The organism is Micromonospora sp. NPDC049679, assembly GCF_040659735.1.
Lineage (GTDB): Bacteria > Actinomycetota > Actinomycetes > Mycobacteriales > Micromonosporaceae > Micromonospora_I.
In genome coordinates this window covers 86,932-111,685 of sequence record NZ_JBFANZ010000011.1, presented here as the reverse complement: position 1 = coordinate 111,685, position 24,754 = coordinate 86,932, and the positions used below count along the sequence as shown (strand labels likewise).

Genomic DNA, 24,754 nt, shown 5'->3' with positions numbered 1-24,754 from the left:
TCGCTATTTCTTCGGGCCGCCGCCCGGCGTCTTCGACGGGTCGCGACCCGGCGGGGCGGTGTTGGCGTGCTCCGGCCTGTGCCGCTCCTTGCCAGGTTCGGGCTTCGCAGCGACCGCCTGCTCGCAGTAGGCCGTGACGCGGTCGCGCCCACCGGCCGCCTCGATCAGGCCGCGGAAGGCGGGGGTGTCCAGCGACTTCCCGCGTTCGACGCCCTTCTTCGCGAGGTAGGCGCGACAGAGGCCGGTCTGCGCCGGCTCGGGGGTCCGGCGATCCGGAAGCTGCGCGCCGGAAGCGGATGCGGAGGGTACGGCGGGCGCCGGTGACGGCGTCGCGGACGGCTGGGTCGGCGTGGCGGTGGAGGGTTGCGGACGGGGCTGTTCGTCCCGGAGTTGCGTGCCGGCCGCCACCGCCACGCCGGCGGTGGCCGTGGCGGCGATGGCCGCGGCCCAGACGCCCGCGCCGACGGTGAGCCGCCGCCTGCGGCGCTCCCTCGTCACGGACGGCGGTGGCACAACGTCGCGGGCAGCGCGGAAGGCCGCGAGAGCCGCCTCCTCGCCAGCGAGCTCGCCAGGGCGTGATGGCGCGGCCGCGGCCGAGAGCAGCGTCGCCAGCGCGTCATCGCCGCCCGCGACCCTCCCGGTTGTGGGATGAAGCAGGCGTTCGGCTGTGCCACGGTCTGGTCGACCGCGTCGCCTGATTCTCATCCCCATGCCCCTCAGCGTCCTGTCCAACATGCCTCGAACTCCTCCGCTGGTCACCCCTTCGACCGCCGGTCGGTGAGTGGTGGTGGTGCGAGGACGTCCTGTTCACTCCCCGGCGTCAGAGACGGCTCGCGCTGCTCCAACATCCGGGCCAGGCGCCGGAGTCCCCGGTGCGCGGCGGTCCGGACCGCGCCGGGGCGTTTGCCCAGGACCCGCCCGGCGCTCTCCGCGTCGAGGCCGACCACCGCGCGCAACAGCACTGCCTCGGCCTCGGTCCGGGGAAGCGCGGCGATCAGCGCGATCGCGCTGTCGGTGCCGATCCCCTCGTCCGCACGCCCGGCGGTGTCCTCATCACCGGCGAGGTGGGCCAACTCGTCGACAGGCACGGAAAGACTCGGACGACGGCGCCGGTAGCGAAGATGGTCGAGCGCGCGGTTGCGGGCGATCGCCGCCGCCCACGCCCGGAACCCCGTACCGCCGTTGAACGAGGGCAGGTCGCGCGCGATCTGCAGCCACGTCTCCGACGCGACGTCCTCGGCGTCCGCGTCGACCAGTGCGGTGAGGTATCGCAACAACCCCGGTTGCACGGTGCGGTAGAGCAGGCGGAACGCCTCCTCGTCGCCGGCCTGCGCCGCGCGCACGGTTTCGGACAGCTCAGCGCTCATGATCAGCGCCACCCGCCACTCGGGTTGCCTGCTCTCCACGGCAAGGCGGGACCAGGTCGACGGTCGCGGCGACGGTCGTGTACGCGAGGGCTGCTGGAGGAGAGATCTCCAGCTTCACCGCCGTGCGCCGTCGCCCGTTCACCGAGCAGGCGGAACGCCCCTGCTGCCACGTCATCGTCCTCCCGGACCGCCGGATCCACGCGGCGAGGCAATCCCGCCCGCGCTCAGCGAGCCTCCGACCACCAATCCGACAGGTCGGGAACGCGCCGCTGCGCTGCGCAATGCTAGCGACAGCCCGGCCGGCCGTCGGATCACCTCCGCCATGACGGCCGCTACGTGCCTGAACTGCGCGGCGACCGCACCGAGCGCCCCGGCAACCACTTCCGCGTACGGGTGGTCACAGGATGTAGTGCTCGAGTTTTCGGGTGTCCCCCGTCAACCCCGCCCGCGCCATGACCCGGCTACCCGTACCGCAGAAGAGCAGCAATCTGACCCGCCGCCGTCTCGAACCTGAATTCCGTCTCCGCCCGACCACCATCGTTCCCCTCGCGACTGCCCTGACTACCCGCCCCACCCTGAACGGGCATTGCGTGTTCATTGTCGATCGAACGCCGGCTCGGCATATCCGTGGCCAGACCGTTCCGGCGAATCTCGCGCCGGATGCCGACGGCTTCACGTGGGTGCATCTTCACGTGACGGCAGTGCGCCCTCACGAATGGGGATCAGCCCCGCCTCCGACCCGCATCACGCTAAGCGGTGGGCACGACGAGATCAACACAAGCGCCACGTCAGAACAGTGACATATATCGGCACCCCGTCGGCGCGCGTCGGTGTAACGAAAGCGGACGCGCTGACGCCGAAGAGAGACAAGACTCAGGGTGAACAGCCGCACGTGGAAAGACCCATATTCGGGGATCTCATCCTACTCCTCGACCAAGCCCGGTACTTTCGATGATCCCGCGCCCGTGCCGGCCCGCGTCACGCTGCCTGTCGAGAACCGACACCGGCCATCCTTTCCTTTTCGGCCTCGAAACACCACAGATCCAGGGCGCGGCACGATGTATGTCGAGGCCGTTCACCAATGGGTGGACAGGCGACGTGGATCCGCCTGGTGATGAGGGAAAGTCGCGACTATGGCGGCGCCTGTTACGGCGACTCCGACTTCGTCACCCTCGACGGCAACCGCCGGCCGTCGTTCGCGTTCATCGGGCTCACCCGTACGTGACGGCAACGTAACGCCATCGCACCAGGTGGCGCTCTCGGTGTGGGGCCTGTTCCTGTGCGATCCCCGCCAGGGGTGACAGGGGACAGCCTCCCGCCCCGGGCAGAACAGCCCGCCATCCGATGGGAGTTATTCGTGAGATTCAGTCGTCGCAAGACGCTGGCGGCGGCGTCCGCCGTGGCGCTCGCCGCCGGGATCGTGGTGACCGTCGCAGGAAACCCTGCGGCAATGGCCACCGGTTCCGAGACAACGTTCCTCGTTCTCGCGCCGCAGGGAGGCTCCACCGCCAAGGCCGCGACCCGGGTCGCCGCGGCCAATGGGAGGGTTGTCGCGGACTACCCGCAGATCGGTGTCCTCGTGGCGCGTTCGGCCAACCCCGATTTCGCGGCCGCCGCCGCGGGCGCCGGCGTGGAGGCCGTGGCTTCGACCGCGGGCCTCGGCACCGCTGTTGAAACGAGCGACAGCCTGGAGGTGACGTCCGCTACAGGCCAGGCGTCCGGCGACCCGACCGGGGAGCCGCTCTGGAGCCGGCAGTGGGACATGCCGCAGATCGACCTGCCCGAGGCGCACGCCGTGACGGTCGGAAACCCCAAGGTTGTCGTGGGCGTGCTCGACAGCGGAATCTCCAGCACCCATCCCGACCTGGCGACGCAGATCGCGAAGGACAAGAGCGCGTCATGCATCGGCGGCGTGAGCGACACGGCGGAGGCCGCCTGGAACCCGACGACCTCCGACCACGGCACGCACGTCGCGGGCACGATCGCCGCCGCGATCAACGGTGTCGGCGTCGCCGGTGTGGCACCCGGCGTGAAGGTCGCGTCCGTGAAGGTCGTCAACGACGACGGGTTCATCTACCCGGAGGCCGCGGTGTGTGGCTTCCTCTGGGCCGCCGAGCACGGCATGCAGATCACCAACAACAGCTACTTCATCGACCCGTGGGAGTTCAACTGCCGCAACGACGCCCGCCAGCGCCCCGTGTGGCAGGCCGTCCAACGGGCGATCCGGTACTCGCAGAACAAGGGCGTCCTGAACGTCGCGTCCGCCGGTAACTCCAACGTCGATCTGCAGCACAAGTTCGTGGACAGCGAGAGCCCGAACGACGGCAGCTACCCGGTCGAGGACCGCACCATCACCGGGGCGTGCGTCGATCTGCCGGCGGAAGCGCCCGGTGTGGTGACTGTGTCCGCCGTCGGTCCGACGCGGCTGAAGAGCTACTACTCCTCGTACGGGCAGGGCGTCGTGGACGTCGCCGCACCGGGCGGGGACACGCGCTTCCGTACCGGGGGCGCGACGTCGACGCTGTCGGACGGCATCCTGTCGACCACCTTCAACACGGCGACGCGGACCAACAGCTGGGGCTACAAGCAGGGCACCTCGATGGCCGGCCCGCACGCGGCCGGTGTCGCGGCGCTCGCCCTCTCCGCTCACCCGAACCTGCAGCCGGCCGCGCTCGCCTCATATCTGGAGCGCACCGCCGAGGAGCTGCCGTGCCCGTCCGGCGTCTACAACCCGGTGCCGGCGCTCGAGGGTTACGAGGCCACGTGCACCGGTGGAAACCGCAACGGCTTCTACGGTGCTGGCGAGATCAACGCCTACAACGTCGTGAAGTAGGCGTCACCCGCTCCTGACCAACACAGGGTCGCCCGGCGGCACCACCGTCGGGCGACCCTGCCTTTGTCGGCGCCGCACCCGACCCACGCTGAGGAAGCGTCAGCCGGCGTTGTCGACCCGCGCTCCGGACAGCGATCGGAGCAGGGTGGTCAGGCGGTTCGCGGTCTCGTCGTCAACGTCCCCGTCGGCGTGCAGCTCATCCACCTTGTTCTGCAGGTCGGCGATCCTCTTGTCCAGCTCCTCGACCTGCTTGCGCTGCTTGCCCTTGCCCCTGCCCCGATCGCCGGGGTCGCGCAGTGCGTCGATCTTGTCGCCAAGCTCCGACGCCGCGTCGTCGGTCATGTCACCGGACCCGGCGACGCCGGCGATGACGCGTTTCAACTCGGCGAGGATCGCGTCGGGCGACGTCGGGGTGGTCGAAGACGGGACGTTCGTCGGGACAGGTGGCGCGGACGTCGTGGTGGACGGAGCGGCGGACGGAGGCGCGGCTTGAGGTGCACCGGCCGGTTTGTCGGCGGGGAGCGCCGCCGCAACGATGGCCAGGATCAGCCCGGCCGCGGCCACCGCGCCGACCAGTGCCACCACCAGCCGCCGGCGTGGGCGCGCTCCTGCTGGGGCCTCCCGGCCGTCGATCGACGTCGCCCCGCGCGGTTGGATCATGGTGGGCGGAAACGGTGGTCGCGCCGGACCGAGCCCGGCAGTATGGTCGCGACCGGGCGCGGGTGCCAGCATCGGCAACGCGGCGGTGCGATCGTGCAGCGCGGCGGTCGGATCGGGTAAACCGGCCGCGGCCGCGAGGCCGATCGCCATCTCTTCGGCACTCGGTCGGTCACCCGGATCGGCAGCAAGAGCCGCCATCACGAGTCGCGTGACCGCTGGCGGCAGGCCGAGCACCTGCGGGGCTGGCACCGCATGGCCGCCGCGGTGGGCCCGGGCGGCGTCGGCCCAGCTGTTCACGGGGATCGGCCGGCGCGCCGTCAGGGCCTCATACAGCAGCACACCGAGGCCATACACGTCGCTGGCCGGCTGCGGCAGGGCCGAACGCAGCTGTTCAGGGGCCGCGTAGGCCGGCGTACCGACCAGCAACCCGCCATCGTCGGACCGGCTGCCCACCAGAGCGGCGATGCCGAAGTCCAGCACCTTCGCGCCCGCCGGCGTCAGCATCACGTTCCCCGGCTTGACGTCACGGTGCACCACGCCCAGCCGGTGCGCCGCGGCGAGCGCCGCCGCCACCTGCGCACCGAGCCGCACCGCCTCCGCCCACGGCAGTGGCCCCGACCGGAGCCGAGCCGCCAGGCTCTCCCCCTCGACCAATTCCATCACCAGGTACGGCACCGACGCCCCGCCGGGCAGCGCGGCCTCACCGTAGTCGTACACCTGGATGACATGCGGATGGGCCAGCCGTGCCGCGGCCCGGGCCTCCCGCCACGTGGCCTGTTTCAGCGCCGGGTCGTCAGCCAGCGCCGAGTCCAGCACCTTGACCGCGACCGGGCGGCCGAGCACTTCGTCCATGGCTCGCCACACCTGCGACATGCCGCCGACGCCCACGCGTTCCACGAGGGTGAATCGGTTGTGCAGGCGAAGACCCGGACTGAGCTGTGGCATCCGCCCAGTGTGCCGACTTTTCGTACCAGCAGGCCACCGGGGGTTTCGGCGTCGGATCACAGCGCAGCGGCAGCAGAGAGGGCGACGCGCATGACGGACCGTGTCATCGTGCCTGTCTCATGCCCCGGTTCGCCCGTCGACTGCGTCATCGGTGCGATCTGCACAGTTGCAGTGACCCTGGTGCGCTGACTCCCGCTCGGCCAGCGACCACAGCGCGTCGAGCGTCTCCTGAACGTCAAGGCGAGCCCAACGGGCCGAGTGAATACGGTCGATGCGGTTCATAACCGGGCATAACCCGTTCGAGGCGTTGCGATCCACGCCGGTGCGGAACCTCCGCCACATCGGTCCGTTCGGGCGACCAGTCTGGCCCACGCTGCTCCTCTCGACGATCGGGAGCTGCCCCGATGGCATCAGACGGACGCATACGCGCACCGCCCGGTCACGCACCGCTGGCGACTCACCGGCGGACGTGACGCGGCCCCTAACTGATAAAGCGCCGGAAAAGGCGGAAGTGTTACATCACCGCGGGACAGCGGACGTGCACCCGCTACCAGAGCCAGAACTGCCGCCGGAGATCAGCGCGGCACAGGGTTCCGTTTCCTGCCGCGGGGACAGCAAGCCGATGGCACGACAATATCGTGATTGAAGGCCGCTATTCGGACACACCGGGCGTTATGATCTCTCACCCCTGTTCCGGTCCATCACCGCGCGAGTCGCCAGGTCGGTGCGACGAGCCGCCGAACAGATCCCCTTGCCCGTCGGGGCTGACATCGACGACCGTGTGCATCGGGGCCGGCCGGTCGTTCGCCGGCAGCAGCGAATGGAGCCGCCCCCCGCCAAGACCCCGGCGCGAGGTGACCCTGCAGGTCACCATCCTGACCGGCAACGGCGGAGGTTCGAACCTGCCGCTCCCCCAGCGCACCCAGATCGCGATCCGGCCCGCCTCGGCCTCCGCCACCAGCTTGTCGACGGACCGCCGACGATCAGCATGGTCAACCTCGATCACGATCGGCGCTCCCGCCGGCCGCGCACATGCCACGTCCACACACGAACGGCGATGCTCGTACGGTGGCGGCAGCGCCATCACACTGGGCGCCCTGCGGTACACCCGCCAGCCCTGGCCCGTCCCCCACGCCACCGCCGCCTCCACGAGCAGCGCCGTGACCTCATCCGCATCCTGATCGACAAAGGTCAACTCGCCGATCCAGCCAGCGAGCGACGCGACCACCTGCTCGCCGTCAGCAACGTCCACGGGCACACGCTAGCGCCCGGCCTGTTCTCCCGCCGCACCCGGCGCATGCCGCGGTGACCAACACCCGTACGTCATCCGACCGGCATGCCCGGTTGGTCAGATGCGGAATCTCGAGACCAGCCCGCGGAGCGCCACGCTCATGTCGGCGAGTTCGCCGGCGGCCTTCCTGGCCCGGGCCACGCCGGAGGTGGTGACCTCGGCGGCGGTCGCCACCCGGGCGATGTTGTGGGCGATCTCGCCACTGCCACCGGCAGCGGCGTGGACGTTGCGGTTCATCTCGTTCGTCGTGGCCGTCTGTTCCTCGACGGCCGTCGCGATCGTGGTCTGGTAGTCGCGAATGCGACCCATGGTCTGGCCGATCTCCGTGATGGTCGTGGCGGCGTCGGCGGTCTGGGACTGGATCGCCTCGACGCGCCGCACGATGTCATCGGTGGCGCGCGCCGTCTCTTGCGCCAGTTCCTTGACCTCGCCGGCCACCACGGCGAACCCCTTGCCCGCCGCCCCCGCGCGGGCCGACTCGATGGTGGCGTTGAGCGCCAGGAGGTTGGTCTGCTGCGCGATCGCGGTGATCAGCTTTACCACGTCACCGATCTCCGCCGAGGACTGCCGCAGTCCGGTGATCACCTGGGTGGCAGCCTCAACCCGCGATACGGCGTTCTCCACGACCGAGGCCGCCTGGCTGGCGCTGCTGGAGATTTCCCGGATGGACGCGCCCATCTCCTCGCTGCCGGCGGCCGCGGTCGAAACGTTGGACGACACGTCGCGTGCGGCCGCGGTCATGGCGACCGCTTCCGCGCCGGTCTCCTCGGCCGACGCCGCGATCTGCTGCGACACGGTCGCCAACTCCTCCGAAGAGTCGTTCAGCGCCGCCGCGTGCTCGGCGATGGTGGCCAGGGTGGCCTGCAACGACTCGATGCTCTCGTCCACCGCCCGGCCGAGCCGGCCCAACTCGTCCTGGGTGCGGAGGTTCGTGCGCACCGTCATGTCGCCCCCGACCATGCGTGCCAACACATCGACGGCGATCGCCAGCGGGCGGACCACCGACCGGGTGACCCATGTGCCGAGCACCAGCGCGAGCACCAGCGCCGCTGCCAGCGCCCCGAGCAGTACCTGGCGACTCATCGTCACCGCCTGCGCCGCCTCGCTGCGCAACCCGGCATTGCGCGCGTCGATCGACGCCTCCAGTTCGCCGACGATCTCCGTCGCCTGCGTGTACGCGTCGGCGGCCGGACCGCCGTTGATGTTGGTCATCGCTTCGGCACGGGCCTGCTGGGTGTCTTGGCGCAGCAACGCCATGATCTTGTCGTCCCAGGTGAAGAAGGCATCCCAGGCCGGGCGCAACTGATCGAACTTGGCTCGCTCCGCCGGCGTCATGTCCGCCACGTGCGTACGGTCGAGCGCGTCGTAGAGCTTCTGCTTGCTCGCCAGTTCGCCCTTGCGGTTGTACGAGTCGGCTTCGGTGGCCTTCACCCCGCCGAAAGCGCCCGCGTCGGCGACGACCAGCCCCTGCCAGCCCGTGACGTCGGCCACCCCATAGTTCACGGCCTGGATGTCGTCCTTGAGCTGGGTCAGCCGAGCCAGCCGCTCGTCGGCGTCGCGCTGTCCCGCCTGACCCCACAGGCCGGCGCCGGCCGCGGCCACGATCAGCAGTCCCACGATCAGGAAAGACGCCGCCAATCGGCGCCCGACGCTCAGATTCCGAAGGCTCATCACCAGTTGGCTCCGTCCCGTCCACGGTCATGCCGACGCTTCCGCCCGACATCGGTACACCATCGGCCAGCGGAACGAACACGTGAGAACTATGGGTTTCGTCGCTCAGCGGAAATGAGCGCTATCGCCGAGGTTGGCAATTCGGTCGGGCTGAATCGGGGCACGTCAGGTAATGCATTGCGCCGACCTTCAACCCGTCGGACGGTAGACGAGATAGCGCTCACGTGTCGTTCCGGCGCAGGCCGTGATAGACACGCTGCATGTCGGTCTTTCCCGCGGCCTGGAATCGTGCCCGGCGGCACATGCGTCGCGCTGCCGGCGACAGGACGCACGGCCGCTCCGTCCGGACATCCGCAGCGCGCGTCTTCGTCACCGCGTGCGCCGTCCTGACCTGCGCGTCGGTAACTGCCTGCGCCGCACCGACCACGACCTGGTCCGCGCCGGCCGCAAGCCCGGGCGCCACCTCGGCCGCACCGACCACGACCCCGACCGGCGCGGCCACGACGCCGGCCGGTTCAGGGGCCGGGACCGAGGCGGACGGACAAGCGCCGCCGGGGTTCGTCGCGCTGTCCGATATAGACCCCACCATCGTGCACGACATCCGTTACCAAACCGGCCACAATTTCGTCGGTCGGCCAATCGCCGGCTACCGCGAACCGCTGTGCATTCTCACCCGCCAGGCCGCCGAGCGTCTGCACCTGGTGCAGACCGCCGCGCGTGCCCGCGGCTACAGCCTCAAGGTCTACGACTGCTACCGCCCACAGCGCGCGGCCGACGACTTCGTGCAATGGGGACGACATTTCGACGACCAGCGGATGAAGGCGGAGTTCTACCCGAACCTCGACAAGTCCGTACTTTTCACGCAGGGGTACATCGCCCCCGGACCGACCGCGCACAGCCGGGGCAGCACTGTCGACCTCACGCTCATCGCGACGCCGGCGCGCGCGCAACGGCCGTACGTGGCGGGGGAAGAACTGGTGTCCTGCGCGGCACCGGTGGGGCGACGCTTCCCCGACAACACCGTCGACATGGGCACCGGTTTTGACTGCTTCGACTCGCTGGCCCACACCGTCAGCCCCCGGATCACCGGCCAGCCCATGAAGAACCGGCTGCTTCTCAAGCGCCTGATGGCGGACGCCCGCTTCACCAACTACGCGGACGAGTGGTGGCACTACACGCTCGCGGACGAGCCGTACGCGAACACGTACTTCGACTTCGTGGTGGCGCGCGGCGCCCTCGCGCGCCGCTGAACCGCCGGCGATCCAGCCACCGCGGTTCCCGGAACCGTCACCCAACGTCCCGGTCGGGCTGAAACAGGACGACGGCGACCACACCGACGCTCAACACACCCAACCGCGGGGGCGCGCGCTGGTCCCAGCGCCAGACCTTCAGGCCGGTGGCGTGGCTGCTCGTCAGCCGCGGGGGACGCCCCACTGTCGCGCCTCGGCTCCCCATTTGGCCAGCGACGAGCGCAACTGCCGCCCCCCGGCCCCCCGCATCGACCAGCCGGTAGAGAGAGCTGCTGCTGCTCGGCGCCGCCGGAAGAGCACCGCAGCGGCAATCGCAGCAGCCGCGACGGCGACGATCGGCGCGGGTTTGCGGCGGATCTTCGTCACGGCCCGCGATGCCGACGCGCGCACCGTCTTGGCGCCGCGCGCGCCCATCCGCCCCGCAGTCCTGGTGCGCTGGGCGGTCTTCTCGCCAACCTGCGCCGCCCGCTCACGTACGCGGTTCTTCGCCTGCGCGGCTGTCTCCTGCCCGCGGGCCTTCATGTCAGCCTTGGCTGCCAGCGCGTCGACCGTCTCGCCGAGTTCGCCCCGGGTCTTCTGAATGTCCGCACGCCTCTTGTCAGTTTCTCCACCGCCTGTTGTCATGCCCGTCCCCGATTCTTGGCCGCGCCCCGCACCGTCTCGGCGTCCGCGCGCAGGCTGTCCGCAGTCGCCTTCGGAACCGGAGGCATCGCCTGGCTCACCTGCTTCTTCCCGGAGAGGGCGAGCAGCCCGGCGACCGCGATCAACACGATCCCGACGACGAGCGCCGCCACCCACGCCGGCATGAACTCAGCGAGGACCAGCACGACCGCGGTGATGAGGGCGCCGCCGCCGTAGAACGCCAGCGCGCCCCCACCGCCGAAGAGCCCGGCCCCGACACCGACCTTCTTGCCCTTCTCGGTCAGTTCCGCCCGGGCCAGACTCAGCTCTTCGCGTACCAGTCGGGAGATCTGATCGGTTGCACGCTGCACCAACTCGGCGGCGGACACGTCGGCACCGTGTCTGGGTTGGCTGCCGTTCGGAACATCCCCCATGATTCTTTCCTTCCGTGCCGCGCACGCCTTCCATCCGCACGGCCCGCGTCGGCCCGATCGGACGAAGCGACCCGGCCACGAGCGGTACACGCGGCTCGTGCACGAGCGGGACGCACCAACGACGCCAAGCGGCGCCGCGAGCCGCAGTGGCGACGGCCCGCTGCAGGAGTCCCGTCGCTAGACGCCGGTGGACGACGGCATCGCCGCGCTGCCCTCGTCAGCCGCGCGCACCGACACCGCCAGGTCCGGCATCCTCGTAGCCGCGTCGTTCCGCTCCGCGGCACCGTGGGTCGGGTCCCACGGGAACTCGTCATCGCGGTAGTCGCGGTCACCGGTGTCTGCCGGGTCGTCACCTTCCAACTGCGTCCACCGCACCACCGCTGTGGCACCTGCCGCCCCTACGGCGGCGCCGACCGCGAAGACTCCGGCCATCATCGGCCAACGCTTACGCGACATGCGCGATCGCCTCCTCATCATCCGTTCGCCACGATCGACCAGCCACCCGACGGCGGCTGCCGCAGCGGGGCGATGCGACGGGAATGCGGTCGACGTGAGCTCGGCGGCGTGAAGTCATCGCCCCGCGACCAACCGCACCTCGTCATCGCGCGTGACGCCCCGTTTCCTTGTTCCATTCTCCGCCGTGCGCGGCCCGCAGGGGCATGAAATGGGGCATCCGCGCCGGCTGTGCGGGAAGCGCGACCATGTTCGTCGGGTTCGCGGAGCGGGAAACCGATCAATGTCGCTGGACGTTCTGCGTGGCCGCACGTGCCTGTCGCTGCACATCCTGGGCCGCGGAGCGGCTCTCGGAGAGAGGGAACAACGCGCGCCGCAACTGGAATGGACGCAGACCGCCGTCACAGGCTCCCATTGACGAACGGGACCTGTGCTCAGCGGCGCCGGCCGAGCGTGCAGGCCGCGGCGGCCAGGCCGACCGTCAGCACGTCTTCCGCCACCGCACCGGCCATCCCCCAGCCGCGCCGCTGAGCGTACGTTCGCCAGCGCACGCCCGCGAGGCTGGCACCGACGACGGCAGCCACGGCGAACACGACAGGCAACGCCGGCCGCACACCGTCGCGGCGGGCCAGCGCAGCAGCTGACACCACACCCATGATGATGCGCTCGGCCAGCACCGGAGGAGCCAACCGACTCGGCACCCGCGGCGTCTTGTCCGCCAACATCTCCCCGGCGGCGGCCATCGCCGTCACGCGACGTCCCCATGGGCCGCCCAGACGCGCGACCCAGGTCGGACGCGTACCGGGCGGCGTTGTCAGGGCGACGGCCGACAGCCCCGTCATGCTGCGCCCGCCAGTCGCTGCCCCCAGCACGGCGGCCCGAAGCGCGGTAGAGCTCATACCTTCTCCCCTCTGGTGCATCGACGATGGCGGTCGCGAAGGCACGTATGCCAGGTCTGGAACGCTCGACCAGCCCCTGCGCGGGCCAGCTCGGCCAACTACCCGGTACCCGACGCGGGAAACTGCGACATCATCGTCGGATGGATGTTCAGCTGCTGGTCGTGCGTGACTGCCCGCACGAAGTTCCCGCCGTCGCCGTGCTGCGTGACGCGCTCGACGAGGTCGGACTCCTCCAACTGCCGACTGACTACGCCGAGCTTGCCGCGCCCCGATAGCGGTGGCAGCACACGGCGTCGCCCTCTCCCCGGAGTCGCCGCGAGGCCCTCACCTCCGTCGCGGCGGTGAGGACCTCGACCGGCTACCTGTCAGGCGGCCGGCTCTCCGGTCGGGAGGAACCGCGAGAGGAAGGCCCGGGTACGCGGGTTGGCCGGCCGGTCGAGCACCTCGGCGGGTGTTCCGCTTTCGACGACCGTGCCGGCGTCCATGAAGATGACCCGGTCGGCGACCTCGCGGGCGAACGAGATCTCGTGGGTCACCACGATCATCGTCAGCCCGTCCGCGGCGAGGTCCCGCATGGTGGCGAGCACCTCACCGACGAGTTCCGGGTCCAGCGCGCTGGTCGGCTCGTCGAAGAGCATCAGCTTGGGGCGCATGGCCAGCGCCCGGGCGATCGCCACGCGCTGCTGCTGTCCGCCGGAGAGTTGCCGGGGGAACGCGTCCGCCTTGTCCGCGAGGCCGACCTTGTCGAGCAGGGCGCGTGCCCGCTTGACCACCTCTGCCTTGGGCTCGCGCAGCACCCCGGCGGGTGCCTCGACGATGTTGCCCAGCACGGTCAGGTGCGGGAAGAGGTTGAAATGCTGGAACACCATGCCGATCTGGCGTCGGGTGCGGGCGATGCGACGTTCCGACAGGCGGTGAATCCGGCCGCCGCGCCGCTCGTACCCGACAAGCTCGCCATCCACGGTTACGGAGCCGCCGTCAATGCGTTCGAGGTGGTTGACGCAGCGCAGGAAGGTGGATTTGCCGGAGCCGGACGGGCCCAGGATCACCACAACCTCCCCGGGGTGCACGTCGAGGTCCACCCCCTTGAGCACCTCCAGCGGCCCGAAGTGCTTACGCACTCCGCGAGCGGACATCAACGGCTGGTCGGCGGCGGTCATGACGGCACCTCCACGGTCGGCAGAACCGGCTTGCGACGGATCTTGAGGACGTCACGGAACCGCGTCGGAGTGTTGCGGTTGCTCCCCCGGGCGTAGTGCCGCTCGATGAACGACTGCCCGACGTACAGGATCGACGTGATCACCAGGTACCAGATGCAGGCCACGAGCAGCAGCGGGATCGTCTGGAAGGTGCGGTTGTAGATCGCCTGCACGGTGTAGAGCAGGTCGCTCAGCGCGATCACGCTCACCAGGGACGTCGCCTTGAGCATGTTGATCACCTGGCTGCCGGTGGGCGGCACGATGAACCGCATCGCCTGCGGCAGCACCACCCGGAAGAGGGTCCGCGTCCGGCTCATGCCCAGCGCCTGCGCCGCCTCGGTCTGTCCCTGGTCGACCGACATCAGGCCACCCCGGACAATCTCGGCCATGTAAGCGCCCTCGTTCAGGCCGAGGCCGAGGATCGCGGCGAGCAGCGGTGTGATGAGCGCGTTGGTCTCCCACTGCATGAACTCCGGGCCGAACGGGATGCCGATCGACACCCGCGGCATCAGCGCCGACAGGTTGAACCAGAAGATGAGCTGGACCAGCGCCGGCACGCCGCGGAAGAACCAGATGTAGACGGCTGCGAGCAAGCGCACCAGCCAGTTGCTGGACAGCCGGCAGACCGCCAGCAGCACACCGAGCACGATGCCGACGGCCATCGCGATGACGGTGAGCTTCAGCGTGGTCAGCAGGCCCCGGCCGACGGACTCCGTGTTGAAGTACTGGAAGACCACGTCCCATTCGAAGTTGGGGTTGGTCACCAGCATGTGGATCAGCTGCGCGGCGAGGACGGCGACCACGACGGTCGCCACCCACCGCAGCGGGTGCCGCTCGGGCACCGCGTGTGCGACGTCGACCGGCTCGACGGGACGGGCCACGCGGTCATCGACGGCCGGAGCGTTCGGGGCCACGGTGCTCACCCCTTGCCACCGGCAACGTTCACGCCCGGCTTGTCGAGCTTGTTGTCGTCCAGCCCCCACTTCGCCATGATCTTCGCGTAGGTGCCGTTGTCGAAGAGCTCCTGCATCCCCGCGAGCAGCACGTCGCGCAGCGCCGAGTCCTTCGGCACGACCGCGCCCTGGTAGAGGTCGTCGAAGCCGTTCTTCTGTCCGGTCGCGGCCAGCTCCAGCTCACCGTTCGACTGCTTCGCGAAGTAGGTCAGCGGCGCCTGCGAGGAGAAGAAGGCGTCCGCACGACCAGACTTGACCGACAGGATCGACGAGGGCTGGTCCTTGTACGACTGCACCTCGAGCGCCGGCTTGCCCTCGGCGGCGCACTTCTGCGCCTGGGTCTTGATCACCTTTTCCGCCGAGCCGGCGGCCTGCACGGCGATGCGGAGCCCGCAGGTGCTGTCGAGGTCCTTGATCTGCTTGGGGTTGCCCTTCGGCACCGCGAAGACCACGAACTCCTGCACCCAGTCGACGAAGTCGTTGTCGGCCTCACGCTCCGGGAAGTCGCCGATCGGACCGAGGGCGAAGTCGTACCGCCCGGCCTTGATGCCGGTCAGCACGCCGGAGAGACCCTCGACGGTCACGTGCTCGACCTTGACGCCGAGCACCTGGCCGAGCGCCTCGGAGAGGTCGGCGGCGGCCCCGGTGAGATCGCGGTTGCTGCCGACGATCTCGTAGGGCGGGAACGATCCGCTGTTGACCGAGACCAGCTTGCCGGCCTGCTTGATCTTGTCGGGCAGCTTGTCGTGCAGCGCGGCGTTCCGCTGCTGTGTGGCGACGTCGCCCCCGGCACCCTGCGGGGCCTCGGACGGGTCTTTGGCGCACCCGACGAGCGACAGCGACAGCAGCGCGGACGCGGCAGTCACCGCGATGATGGTACGGCGCATGGCAATTCCTTTTGATTCAGGCTTGGTGGTGGTCAGGCGGTCGTGGTGGCGAGGGGTCCGGTCGGGGTGGGATCTACGGCGAAGCGCCGGTTGGCGAGCACGGGGAGCCGCTGACGGGCCTGGGCCAGCCGGTCGGGCGACACCTCGGCCCACAGCAGGTCGGGGTCCTCGGCAAGGCGCCCGATCACGACGCCGAGCGGGTCGACCACCATCGAGTTGCCGATGTTGCGGGGACCGCATTCGCCGCAGGCCGCGACGTAGACGGTGTTCTCCAGCGCCCGCGCCGACACCATCAGCTCCCAGTGCCGCTCCTTGAGCGGCCCGCGCACCCACGCCGCCGGCAGGACGAGAACGTCGGCCCCGCCCTCGGTCACGAGCAGCCGCGCCATCTCGGGAAAGCGCACGTCGTAGCAGGTCATCAGGCCGACGGTGTGCCCGGCGCAGGGGAAGGACACCAGCGGACCGTCGGCCGGGATGACGTTGTCGGACTCCCTGGAGCCGAAGGCGTCATACAGATGCAGCTTGCGGTAGCTGGTGACGATCCGGCCGTCCCGCAGTACGACCAGGGTGTTGTACGCCCTGCCGTCCGGCCCCGGCTCGTGCACCCCGGCCACGACGGTCACCGCGGTACCGGCGGTCGCCTCGGCGAGACCGGTCACGAACGGCCCGTCCAGCGGCTGCGCCGCGCTGCGCAACCGGGTGAAGTCGTCGGTGAACCGCGCCAGCACGCCCTCGGGCAGCACGAGGAGGTCGGCCCCGCCGGCGGCGGCCCGCTCCACCAGGGCCTCGCACTGCTTCAGATTGACCTGCCAGTCCTCGCTCGCGGCGAGCTGACCCAACGCGAGGCGCATCTACTCCACTCCCATCTCAGCGGCGATCTTGGCGTACTCCGGGAACAGCGACTCCGGGTCCACCGGCGACTCGGCGATCCCCTGGGCGTGCAGTTCCGTGCAGAAGGCGGCCGTCATCGAGCGGTTGGCCGACAGCCCGTACGGCATCCAGTCCGCGCCGTACCGCCGCTCGGTGTCGTCGATCTCGGCCAGCGCCCACGGCGTCGTGTCGGCATGCTTGCGGTAGCTCGCCCACCACGCCCGCTGCGATGCGCGCAGCGCCGTCATCAGGTCGGCGAGGACCTCCGGACGCGCCTCGACGCGCTCGCGCTTGACGGCGATGAGGTGGATGCCGGGGATGAACCCCAGCTCCGCGCCGTACCGGGCCTCGGCGTCGCGGTAGTCGCGGTAGAGCGGCCGCAGCGGCGTGTCGTCACGGTGGAATCCGGGCGGCATGAACGGCGTCATGATCGCGTCGAGCGCACCGTCGAGCAGCCCGCCGACGAGCGACTTGCCCGGCTCGGCGAGCCGTACCCACGGCGGCGGCGTGATCCCGCCCATGCGGTCGCCGCCGGCCGCGTCCGAGGTGAGCGGCCCGACCATCCACCGCACGCCGGTGAGGTCCACGCCGGCCCGGCGCAGCACGGCGCGGGTCCAGGTGTTACCGGAGTCCGGCCAGCCGGTCAGTCCGATCCGGGCGCCGGCCAGGTCGGCGGCGTCGACGGCGGCACTGTCCTTGCGGACCAGGATGCAGCGGTGCCGGAAGCCGCGCATGACGAAGGCGGGGATGCCGACGAGCCGGTCATCGCCGGCCGCGCGGGCGAGGGTGTACCGGCTGAACGAGGTCTCGCCGGCATCGAGATCGCTCTCGTCGAGCAACTGCGGGGTCACGGCGAGGCGCGTGACGCGCAGGGCGAGCGGGGGCGCCCCGACCTCGCCCAGGGCGAGCGGCACGAGGTGTGACCAGGGCCGGACGCCGAGGCGGAGCGGGGTGGTGGGTGAGGTAGCCATCGCCGGCAACAATAAAGTTCAGACGTAGGCTAGACAATAGAAGTTTTGTTACTGTTCATTCTTCTCAGTATGTGGTGAACTACGGGGCGTGGACCTCACGCATTCGGACTCCCCCACCACCCACCTCGACCCACAGTGGCTGGCGGCCCAGATCGAGGAACCCAGCGCCCGCGGCATCACAGCTACCGTGGCGGCCCTGATCCGGGCCGGCGCGATCGCGCCGGGCACCCGACTGCCCACCGTGCGCGCGCTGGCGCTCCGGCTGGGCGTCAGCCCCGCCACCGTGTCCGAAGCCTGGTCCCTGCTGCGCCGGCGCCGCTCGATCGCCGGACGCGGCCGCGCCGGCACCGTCGTCATCGGCCCACCCGACGTGCCGCACCCGCGTCGCTTCGAGGAGGTCGGCCGGCACGGCGATCGGCTCGTGCACGACCTCCGCCTTGCCGTACCGGACACTGCGCTGCTACCGCCGCTGGACGCCGGACTCTCGGCCGCGCTGGGCGCCGGGGATCTGCACGAATACACCCGGGTGCCGATCACCGAGCGGCTCGCCGACGCGGTCCGACCGACATGGCCGTTTCCGCCGGCGGATCTGCTGGCCGTCAACGGCGGCTTCGACGGCCTGATGCTGCTCTGCCAGACCCTGATCGCCACCGGCGACAAGGTCGCGGTCGAGGACCCCACCGCGCCACGACTGCTCGACATCCTCGACGCGGTCGGCGCCGAGGTGATCCCCGTCCGCTGCGACGAGCGCGGCCCACGGCCGGACGCCCTGGCCGCCGCGATACGCCGCAAGCCGGTGCTCTTCATCTACCAGCCGCACGCCCACTCCCCCGCCGGCTACAGCGTCGACTCCGCGCGTAGCGCCGAGCTCGCCACCGAGCTACGCGGTTCGGATACCGTGGTGATCGAGGACGACGGTTCCGCCGCCCTCGCCCCCGGGCCGGTGCAGACCCTCGGCGCGGTCTTTCCCGACCGGGTCGTGTTCGTCCGCTCATACTCGAAGTCACACGGCCCCGACCTGCGCCTCGCCGTCCTCGGCGGCGCGGCGGCGTTGATCGAACGCGCCCGCGTCTATCGGACGTTCGGCAGCGGCTGGACCAGCCGGATCCTGCAGAACTGCCTCGCCCATCTGCTCACCGACCCGCACACCCGCGCGCTCGTCGCCGAAGCCGGCGAGACCTACCGGACCAGACGGCGGACGCTCGCCGAGGCGCTGGCGGCCCGCGGCGTACGCACCGGCGGGACCGAAGGGTTGAGCCTGTGGATGCCCGTCGAGGACGAACGGTCCGCCCTCGTCACGCTCGCCGCGCACGGCGTCGCCGTCGTCCCGGGAGGACGGTGTTTCTCCGGCCCACACGAGCCTTTCGTACGGGTCGCGACGGGTCGACTCACCGAGCAGGTCGACGAGGTAGCCGACCTGCTCGCCTTCGCCGCGTTCGAGGAGCACGACCCCGGCCACCCGGCGCCCATCCGGCGCTGACCGGGATCATCCATCCCCGACAGTCATGCTTTTCGTACTATGTGCACGCTACAGTCGCCGCACGGGCTTCGCGACGCCCCGATGGCCCGTCAGTGGCCGCCTGGCCCGCGCCGACGATCGCCTGGCGGCCGACCTGCCGCCTGCTCAACCGTCCCGGCCGAACGCCGTCCGTCCGATATGGATGCGCGGGCCGGAGCGCGTGTTCGATCGGCCCTAGGGTGCGCCGGCCGGGCACAGACCGAGTCCGCGGACGGCCGCTGATACGAGCTCGTCCGGCGACATGGCGACATCGAGCAACAGGCCGATCTCGTCCGGCTGCAGCGGCTCAAGCGTCGCGATCTGCGAGTCCAGGAGACTGGCGGGCATGTAGTGCCCGGCCCGCCGCGACACCCGCTCCCGGATCACCTCGGCCGGCCCGTCGAGGTGCACGAACTCCATGCCCGGTGGCCCCTGCCGCAGCACGTCGCGGTAGGACCGCTTCAGCGCGGAGCAGGCCAGCACCGTGGACACCCCCTCAGCCGAGCGGGTGGCCATCCACGCGGCCAGCGCGAGCAGCCAGGGCCAGCGGTCGGCGTCATCGAGCGGCACGCCGGCCCGCATCATGGCGACGTTGAACTCGGAGTGGAACTCGTCCGCCTCAGCGAACCTCAGGCCCGTGGCGTTGCTGATTCCCTGCGCCACGGTGGTCTTCCCCGACCCGGACACACCCATCACCACAACATGTCGCGGCGCGCCCGGATCCCCCGGTGTCGCGGCGGCGCGGTCGTCACCAGTCATGGACGGTTCCGTCCTTCAGCCGGTTGAACGGGAGGTAGGCCGGCACGTAGGGGAACTCGGCGGCGGCCGTCTCGTCGAGGTCGACGCCGATTCCCGGCTGGTCGCCGGGGTGCAGGTAGCCGTCGGTGAACGTGAACGACTGCCGGAAGACCTCGTTTGTCAGGGGGCCGTGCGGCATGTACTCCTGGATGCCGAAATTGTGGATCGCCAGGTCCAGGTGGAGCGCGGCGGCCATGCCGACCGGCGAGATGTCGGTCGGCCCGTGGATGCCGGACTTGATCTGATACTGCGCGGCGAAGTCGAGGAGCTTGCGCATGGCGGTGATCCCGCCGGTGTGTGTGACGGCGGAACGCACGTAGTCGATCAGCTGCTCGCGAATGAGCGTCTGGTAGTCCCACACGGTGTTGAAGACTTCGCCGATGGCCAGGGGTGTGGTGGTGTGCTGGCGCACCAGTCGCAGCGCCTCCTGGTTCTCCGCCGGAGTGCAGTCCTCAAGCCAGAACAGGTCGTACGGTTCGAGGTCCTTACCGAGCCGGGCCGCCTGGATGGGGGTCATCCGGTGGTGGCCGTCGTGGAGCAGCGGGAACTCAGGACCGAACTCGGCGCGAACCGCCTCGAACACGGCGGGGAGATGGCGCAGGTACGCGCGGGTGTCCCAGTCCTCCTCCGCCGGCAGCGGGATGCGCTGCGCCGGCTCGTAGTCATACCGCTTCCCGTCCACGCTGGGCTGCGCCGCGACCCCGTAGACCGCGTTGATGCCGGGAACAGAGGTCTGCACCCGGATCGACTGGTAGCCGAGCTCGAGGTGTCTGCGGATCGAGTCGAACAGCTCCTGGGTGTCCCGCCCCGAGGCGTGGCCGTACGCCATGATGCCGGTGCGCGACGCGCCGCCGAGGAGTTGGTAGAGGGGCATTCCCGCGGCCTTGGCCTTGATGTCCCACAGGGCCACGTCGACGGCGGCGATCGCGGCCATGGTGACCGGCCCGCGACGCCAGTAGGCCGAGCGGTACAGGAACTGCCAGGTGTCCTCGATGCGGTGCGGGTCGCGGCCGATCAACAGCGGGACGACATGGTCGCGTAGGTATGAAGCGACGGCCAACTCGCGGCCGTTGAGGGTGCCATCGCCCAGGCCGGTGATGCCCTCGTCCGTGGTGATCTTCAAGGTGACGAAGTTGCGATCAGGGCTGGAGACGATGACGTCCGCGGCGACGATCTTCACGGCGTGCCTTTCTGCGGTGCTGGCGTGGGCGGTCTTAGCGGATGGTGCTTCCCGTCTCGTGGCGATCGAGAAGGGACAGTTCTTCGCGCCGCGGCAGTCCTTCCCAATCACCGCGACCGGCGACGGCGAACGCCCCGAGCGTGACCCCGCGGCGCAGGCAGTCGGGCACGTCGAGCCCGTCGAGATGACCGGACAGGTAGCCGGCCGTGAACGCGTCACCCGCGCCGACCGTATCGACAGCGGTCACCGCCAGGGCGTCGGCGTGATGGACGCCGTCCGCGGTGTGGGCTCGGGCACCGGCGGACCCGAGTTTGACCAGGACCTGTCCTGCGCCTCGGTCGAGCAGGCTTGCGACGATCGCGGACTCGTCCGCTCCCCCGTCGCCGACGAGGTCGAGCTCGTCCGCGGAGGCAACGACGATCGAGGCGTGCGACGCCAACGGGTACAAAACCGATCGGGCCTCGTCGCGTGACCAGAGACGGGCCCGGTAGTTGACGTCGAGGCACACGAGGATCCCTGTGGCGGAAGCCGATTCCACCGCCCCCAGCACCGCCGCCCGGGCACTGTCGGACAGGGCCGGCGTGATCCCCGTGAGGTGCAGGATGCGGGCGCCCGCGGCCAACGGGCCCCGGAGGTCGTCGACGCACAGGGCCGAGCCGGCCGAGCCGGCGCGGTGGTAATGGACGCGGGTCAGATCCGCGGTCCGCTGCTCCAGGAACATGAGCCCGGTCGGTCGCTCGGCGTCCCTGGTCACATCGTCGACGCGCACGCCCTCGGCGCGCAGTTGCCGCAGCACATACTCGCCCAGCTCGTCGGCCCCCACCCGGCCGACCCACGCGGACCGGTGACCGAGGCGGGCCAGACCGATGGCGACGTTCGACTCCGCGCCGGCCAGGTGCATCCGCAGGGCTCCCCCGGCCGCCAGCGGGGCGGCCGACCGCAGGGACACCATGGACTCGCCGAACGTGAGGACGTCGGCGGCGCTCATGACGCTGGACGCTTCATGGGTCACCACTCCGCGAACGAGCCGTCGGGGTGCCGCCACACGGGCCCGCGCCAGGCATGGCCGCGCTTGTCCGCCATCCGCACCGCGTGCTCGTCGATCTCGACGCCGAGCCCCGGACCCGTGAGCCGCTCGATGTGCCCGTCCACGAACCGGAACGGCGTCTTGTCCAGGACGTAGTCGAGCACCTCGGCCCCCTGGTTGTAATGGATGCCGATGCTCTGCTCTTGAATCAGATAGTTGGGCGTCGCGAAACCGACCTGCAGGCAGGCGGCGAGGGCGAGCGGCCCGAGCGGGCAGTGGGGGGCGAGCTGCACGTCGTAGACCTCCGCCAGGGCAGCGATCTTGCGCACCTCCGTGATGCCCCCGGCATGCGAGAGATCCGGCTGGGCAACCGCGATGCCGGCCTGGAGGACGGGGAGAAACTCCTGCCGGCTGTACAGCCGCTCGCCGGTCGAGACCGGCGTGGTCGTGGAACGCACGAACTCGCCGATGAGGTGCGAGTTCTCCGGGACCACCGGCTCCTCCAGGAAGAAGGGGCGGTAGGGCTCCAGCAGCGGTGCGACGCGGCGCGCGTTGGCAAGGGTGAACCGGCCGTGGAAGTCGACCGCGACGTCGCGGTCGTCACCGAGGACCTCGCGGGCCGCGGCCACCCGGCGCACGACCCCGTCGAGTTCGGCGACCGACGCGATCGCGCTCATCCGCCCGGAGGCGTTCATCTTGACCGCGGTCAGACCCGCCTCCAGCTGCGCGCTGATGTGGTCCTGCACCTCGTTCGGCTCGTCGCCGCCGACCCAGCCGTAGACCCGGATCCGGTCCCGGACAGGGCCACCGAGCAACTGATGCACCGGGGCGCCGAAGTGCTTGCCCGCGATGTCCCAGAGCGCCTGGTCGAGCCCCGACACGGCGCTCGCCAGGATCGGCCCGCCCCGGTAGAACGATCCCTTCGTCATGACCTGCCAGTGGTCCTCGATGCGCAGCGCGTCCTTGCCGATCAACAGCTCGCTGAGCTGCTCCACGGCGGTGCGGACGGTCTCGGACCGGCCCTCGCACGTCGCCTCGCCCCACCCGACGGTGCCGCACTCCGTCTCGACGCGCACGAAGAGCCACCGGGGTGGGACGAGAAAGGTCTCCACCCTCGCGATCTTTGTCATCGTGACCTCAGCCCTTCGTGGCTCCGGCGGTGAGGCCGGAGACGACGTACTTCTGCACGAACAGGGCGATCAGCATGATCGGGAGCGTGACCACGGTCGCGGCGGCCATGAGACCACCCCAGTCGATGCTCGCGTAGCCGACGAAGTCGAAGATCGCGACGGGCAGGGTCTTGGTCTCCGCCCCGGAGAGCACGAGGGCGAACATGAAGTTGTTCCAGGAAAAGATGAACGACAGGATGCCGGCGGTCGCCATTCCCGGCACCGACAGCGGCAGCGTGATCCGGCGGAACGCGCCGATGTGGGTCAGTCCGTCGACGAGCGCCGCCTCCTCCAACTCGACGGGGAGGCTGTCGAAGTAGCTCATCATGATGTAGACCACCAGCGGCAGCGCCACGAACATATGGCTGAGGATGAGCACGCCGAACCCGCCGACCATCTGCAGGTTGGAGAAGACGTAGTACCAGGGCACCAGCAGGGAGACACCCGGGATCACCCGCGCCATGAGCACCACGAGCGCCGACTTCTTCATGTTGAAACGGCTCATGGAGTAGGCCGCGGGTACGCCCAGGATGAGCGAGAGCACGGTCGACGCGAAGGCCACCCAGAGGCTGTTGCCGATGAACTGGACGTAGTTGGCCTGCTTGAGGACGTTGGCGTAGTTGTCCGCGGTGGGCGAGAACACGAGCGCCTTGTCGGCGTCGTAGATGTCCACGTTGGTCTTGAACGACGCGGCGATCATCCAGAGCAGCGGTGCGAGCAGCGCGATCACCACGACGGCGAGCGCCACGACGCGGAAGATCCGATAGGCGGGGCTGGCCTTCATCGCTGTGCCCCCTTCCTACCGGAGGTAAGGGCCCACATCGAACCGATGATGATCAGGAAGAAGATGATCAGAACGGTCGATGAGATGCCGTACTCGTTGTAGTCGAAGCTCAGGCCGTAGGCGTACACGTTGAGGGTTTCGACTTCGTGGAATGAGCCGCCGCCGCGGCCCTTGGTGGCGTAGAGGATGTCGAACGTCTTCAGTCCGTCGATGCCGCGCAGCAGGATCGCCACGATCACGGTGGGCATCAACAGCGGCAGGGTGACGTGCCGGAACCGCTGCCAGGTGCTCGCGCCGTCGATGCGCGCCGCCTCCTGGGGCTCGTCCGAGAGCGAGGTCAGGCCGGCGAGCAGGATCAGCACCACCATCGGGGTCCACTGCCAGATGTCGATGAAGATCGTCGTGGGCAGCGCCGAGTGCTGGCCGGCGAGCCATGGCTGGGGTCCGATGCCGACCCAGCCGAGGACCTGGTTCGCCAGGCCGATGTTGGGGTCGAAGATGAGGCGCCACATCATGCCGACCGCGACCGGGGTGGCGACCAGTGGCATGAGAATCGCGACCCGGACCCACTTCTGGCCCCGGAACGGCCGCCACAGCAACAGCGCGACGGCCATGCCGAGGACGACCTCGAAGAGCAGCGCCACGACGGTGAACGCCGCGGTGCGCCCGACGGCGGGCCAGAACCGGTCGGTGTCCGAGAGCACCTCGACGTAGTTCTGGAAGCCCACGAACTCCGACTCGGCCCGCACCGACCCCTCGGCGTCGGTCAGGCTGAGATAGCCGGTCCATACCAGCGGGAAAATGATCAGTCCGGCGACGAAGACCATGGCGGGCGCCGCGAAGAGCCACTTGCGATGGTCGTTGGCCCAGCGGGCCCAGCCGGGGGTGTCCGGCGTGGCCGAGGTGCCACGGGGTCTGGTGGGGGTGGTCACTGCTGCCATGAGATCTCCGGGTGGGCTGGCCGGGCGTGGGGCCGGGGTGGCGGAGCGAAACG

The 24,754-nt window shown here is 70.0% G+C and carries 26 protein-coding genes; 5 read left to right on the top strand and 21 right to left on the bottom strand.

What is annotated here, in order from left to right; genetic code table 11:
• Window positions 1-3 precede the first annotated feature (3 nt).
• Both AB0J06_RS10105 and AB0J06_RS10100 read right to left on the bottom strand, forming a co-directional pair.
• Entirely contained in the window at window positions 4-498 is a 495-nt protein-coding gene (locus AB0J06_RS10105; RefSeq protein ID WP_357426734.1) for a hypothetical protein, read from the bottom strand.
• Between the two features lie 257 nt (window positions 499-755).
• A complete protein-coding gene (locus AB0J06_RS10100; protein ID WP_357426732.1) occupies window positions 756-1,367 on the bottom strand; it encodes an RNA polymerase sigma factor in 612 nt (203 codons plus the stop codon).
• Between the two features lie 425 nt (window positions 1,368-1,792).
• Here AB0J06_RS10100 and AB0J06_RS10095 point away from each other — a divergent pair, with 425 nt between their 5' ends.
• Both AB0J06_RS10095 and AB0J06_RS10090 read left to right on the top strand, forming a co-directional pair.
• Entirely contained in the window at window positions 1,793-2,167 is a 375-nt protein-coding gene (locus tag AB0J06_RS10095) for a hypothetical protein (RefSeq protein WP_357426730.1), read from the top strand.
• 557 nt (window positions 2,168-2,724) lie between these two features.
• The gene (locus AB0J06_RS10090) at window positions 2,725-4,200 is read left to right on the top strand and encodes a S8 family serine peptidase (protein WP_357426728.1); all 1,476 of its coding nucleotides are present in this window, start codon (window positions 2,725-2,727) and stop codon (window positions 4,198-4,200) included.
• A 99-nt stretch (window positions 4,201-4,299) separates the two neighbouring features.
• On the opposite strand, the gene AB0J06_RS10085 is transcribed toward AB0J06_RS10090, so the two are convergent.
• From AB0J06_RS10085 to AB0J06_RS10070, 4 genes are all read right to left on the bottom strand, one after another.
• Entirely contained in the window at window positions 4,300-5,805 is a 1,506-nt protein-coding gene (locus AB0J06_RS10085) for a protein kinase (RefSeq protein ID WP_357426726.1), read from the bottom strand.
• Between the two features lie 682 nt (window positions 5,806-6,487).
• Entirely contained in the window at window positions 6,488-7,057 is a 570-nt protein-coding gene (locus tag AB0J06_RS10080; protein WP_357426724.1) for a hypothetical protein, read from the bottom strand.
• Between the two features lie 96 nt (window positions 7,058-7,153).
• Window positions 7,154-8,767 (bottom strand): methyl-accepting chemotaxis protein, encoded by a 1,614-nt coding sequence (locus tag AB0J06_RS10075; RefSeq protein ID WP_357426722.1) that lies wholly within the window; start codon window positions 8,765-8,767, stop codon window positions 7,154-7,156.
• Window positions 8,768-8,987: 220 nt separating this feature from the next.
• Window positions 8,988-9,269: a hypothetical protein gene (locus tag AB0J06_RS10070; RefSeq protein WP_357426794.1), complete on the bottom strand. Its 282-nt coding sequence runs from the start codon at window positions 9,267-9,269 to the stop codon at window positions 8,988-8,990.
• Here AB0J06_RS10070 and AB0J06_RS10065 point away from each other — a divergent pair.
• Entirely contained in the window at window positions 9,154-10,017 is an 864-nt protein-coding gene (locus AB0J06_RS10065) for a M15 family metallopeptidase (RefSeq protein WP_357426788.1), read from the top strand. The genes AB0J06_RS10070 and AB0J06_RS10065 overlap by 116 nt on opposite strands.
• A 162-nt stretch (window positions 10,018-10,179) precedes the next feature.
• Here AB0J06_RS10065 and AB0J06_RS10060 read toward each other — a convergent pair whose 3' ends face one another.
• From AB0J06_RS10060 to AB0J06_RS10045, 4 genes are all read right to left on the bottom strand, one after another.
• The gene (locus AB0J06_RS10060) at window positions 10,180-10,641 is read right to left on the bottom strand and encodes a DUF3618 domain-containing protein (RefSeq protein ID WP_357426720.1); all 462 of its coding nucleotides are present in this window, start codon (window positions 10,639-10,641) and stop codon (window positions 10,180-10,182) included.
• Window positions 10,638-11,072 (bottom strand): phage holin family protein, encoded by a 435-nt coding sequence (locus tag AB0J06_RS10055; protein WP_357426718.1) that lies wholly within the window; start codon window positions 11,070-11,072, stop codon window positions 10,638-10,640. The genes AB0J06_RS10060 and AB0J06_RS10055 overlap by 4 nt, the downstream gene beginning before the upstream one ends.
• Before the next feature lie 177 nt (window positions 11,073-11,249).
• Window positions 11,250-11,528, bottom strand: a complete 279-nt coding sequence (locus AB0J06_RS10050) for a hypothetical protein (RefSeq protein WP_357426716.1) — start codon at window positions 11,526-11,528, stop codon at window positions 11,250-11,252.
• Window positions 11,529-11,959: 431 nt separating this feature from the next.
• A complete protein-coding gene (locus AB0J06_RS10045; protein WP_357426714.1) occupies window positions 11,960-12,424 on the bottom strand; it encodes a hypothetical protein in 465 nt (154 codons plus the stop codon).
• 140 nt (window positions 12,425-12,564) lie between these two features.
• Here AB0J06_RS10045 and AB0J06_RS10040 point away from each other — a divergent pair, with 140 nt between their 5' ends.
• On the top strand, window positions 12,565-12,699 hold the full coding sequence (locus tag AB0J06_RS10040; protein ID WP_357426712.1) for a hypothetical protein: 135 nt from the start codon (window positions 12,565-12,567) through the stop codon (window positions 12,697-12,699).
• Between the two features lie 90 nt (window positions 12,700-12,789).
• On the opposite strand, the gene AB0J06_RS10035 is transcribed toward AB0J06_RS10040, so the two are convergent.
• Genes AB0J06_RS10035 through AB0J06_RS10015 form a run of 5 tightly spaced genes read right to left on the bottom strand, consistent with a single transcriptional unit; the run spans window position 12,790 to window position 17,304 of the window.
• A complete protein-coding gene (locus AB0J06_RS10035) occupies window positions 12,790-13,584 on the bottom strand; it encodes an amino acid ABC transporter ATP-binding protein (RefSeq protein ID WP_357426710.1) in 795 nt (264 codons plus the stop codon).
• Entirely contained in the window at window positions 13,581-14,537 is a 957-nt protein-coding gene (locus AB0J06_RS10030; RefSeq protein WP_357426708.1) for an amino acid ABC transporter permease, read from the bottom strand. Before AB0J06_RS10030 ends, AB0J06_RS10035 begins: the two co-directional genes overlap by 4 nt.
• A 5-nt stretch (window positions 14,538-14,542) precedes the next feature.
• Window positions 14,543-15,463 (bottom strand): ABC transporter substrate-binding protein, encoded by a 921-nt coding sequence (locus AB0J06_RS10025; protein WP_357426706.1) that lies wholly within the window; start codon window positions 15,461-15,463, stop codon window positions 14,543-14,545.
• A 32-nt stretch (window positions 15,464-15,495) separates the two neighbouring features.
• Window positions 15,496-16,314 carry a nitrilase-related carbon-nitrogen hydrolase gene (locus AB0J06_RS10020; protein ID WP_357426704.1) on the bottom strand — a complete coding sequence of 273 codons (819 nt, stop codon included), beginning with the start codon at window positions 16,312-16,314 and terminating at the stop codon, window positions 15,496-15,498.
• Window positions 16,315-17,304, bottom strand: coding sequence for a hypothetical protein (locus AB0J06_RS10015; protein ID WP_357426702.1), 990 nt, complete (start codon window positions 17,302-17,304; stop codon window positions 16,315-16,317).
• 88 nt (window positions 17,305-17,392) lie between these two features.
• Here AB0J06_RS10015 and AB0J06_RS10010 point away from each other — a divergent pair, with 88 nt between their 5' ends.
• Complete coding sequence (locus tag AB0J06_RS10010; RefSeq protein WP_357426700.1) at window positions 17,393-18,784, top strand: PLP-dependent aminotransferase family protein; 1,392 nt, start codon at window positions 17,393-17,395, stop codon at window positions 18,782-18,784.
• Between the two features lie 213 nt (window positions 18,785-18,997).
• Here the strand turns inward: AB0J06_RS10010 and AB0J06_RS10005 are convergent, their stop codons facing one another.
• From AB0J06_RS10005 to AB0J06_RS09980, 6 genes are read right to left on the bottom strand one after another with little or no spacing between them, the layout of a single operon-like run.
• The gene (locus AB0J06_RS10005; RefSeq protein WP_357426698.1) at window positions 18,998-19,561 is read right to left on the bottom strand and encodes a gluconokinase; all 564 of its coding nucleotides are present in this window, start codon (window positions 19,559-19,561) and stop codon (window positions 18,998-19,000) included.
• The gene (gene manD / locus AB0J06_RS10000) at window positions 19,551-20,780 is read right to left on the bottom strand and encodes a D-mannonate dehydratase ManD (protein ID WP_357426696.1); all 1,230 of its coding nucleotides are present in this window, start codon (window positions 20,778-20,780) and stop codon (window positions 19,551-19,553) included. Before manD ends, AB0J06_RS10005 begins: the two co-directional genes overlap by 11 nt.
• Before the next feature lie 34 nt (window positions 20,781-20,814).
• The gene (locus AB0J06_RS09995; protein ID WP_357426694.1) at window positions 20,815-21,768 is read right to left on the bottom strand and encodes a sugar kinase; all 954 of its coding nucleotides are present in this window, start codon (window positions 21,766-21,768) and stop codon (window positions 20,815-20,817) included.
• Between the two features lie 20 nt (window positions 21,769-21,788).
• Window positions 21,789-22,937 carry a galactonate dehydratase gene (gene dgoD, locus AB0J06_RS09990; RefSeq protein ID WP_357426692.1) on the bottom strand — a complete coding sequence of 383 codons (1,149 nt, stop codon included), beginning with the start codon at window positions 22,935-22,937 and terminating at the stop codon, window positions 21,789-21,791.
• 7 nt (window positions 22,938-22,944) lie between these two features.
• Window positions 22,945-23,760 (bottom strand): carbohydrate ABC transporter permease, encoded by an 816-nt coding sequence (locus tag AB0J06_RS09985; protein WP_357426690.1) that lies wholly within the window; start codon window positions 23,758-23,760, stop codon window positions 22,945-22,947.
• Window positions 23,757-24,701 (bottom strand): sugar ABC transporter permease, encoded by a 945-nt coding sequence (locus AB0J06_RS09980; protein WP_357426688.1) that lies wholly within the window; start codon window positions 24,699-24,701, stop codon window positions 23,757-23,759. Before AB0J06_RS09980 ends, AB0J06_RS09985 begins: the two co-directional genes overlap by 4 nt.
• Window positions 24,702-24,754: the final 53 nt, after the last annotated feature.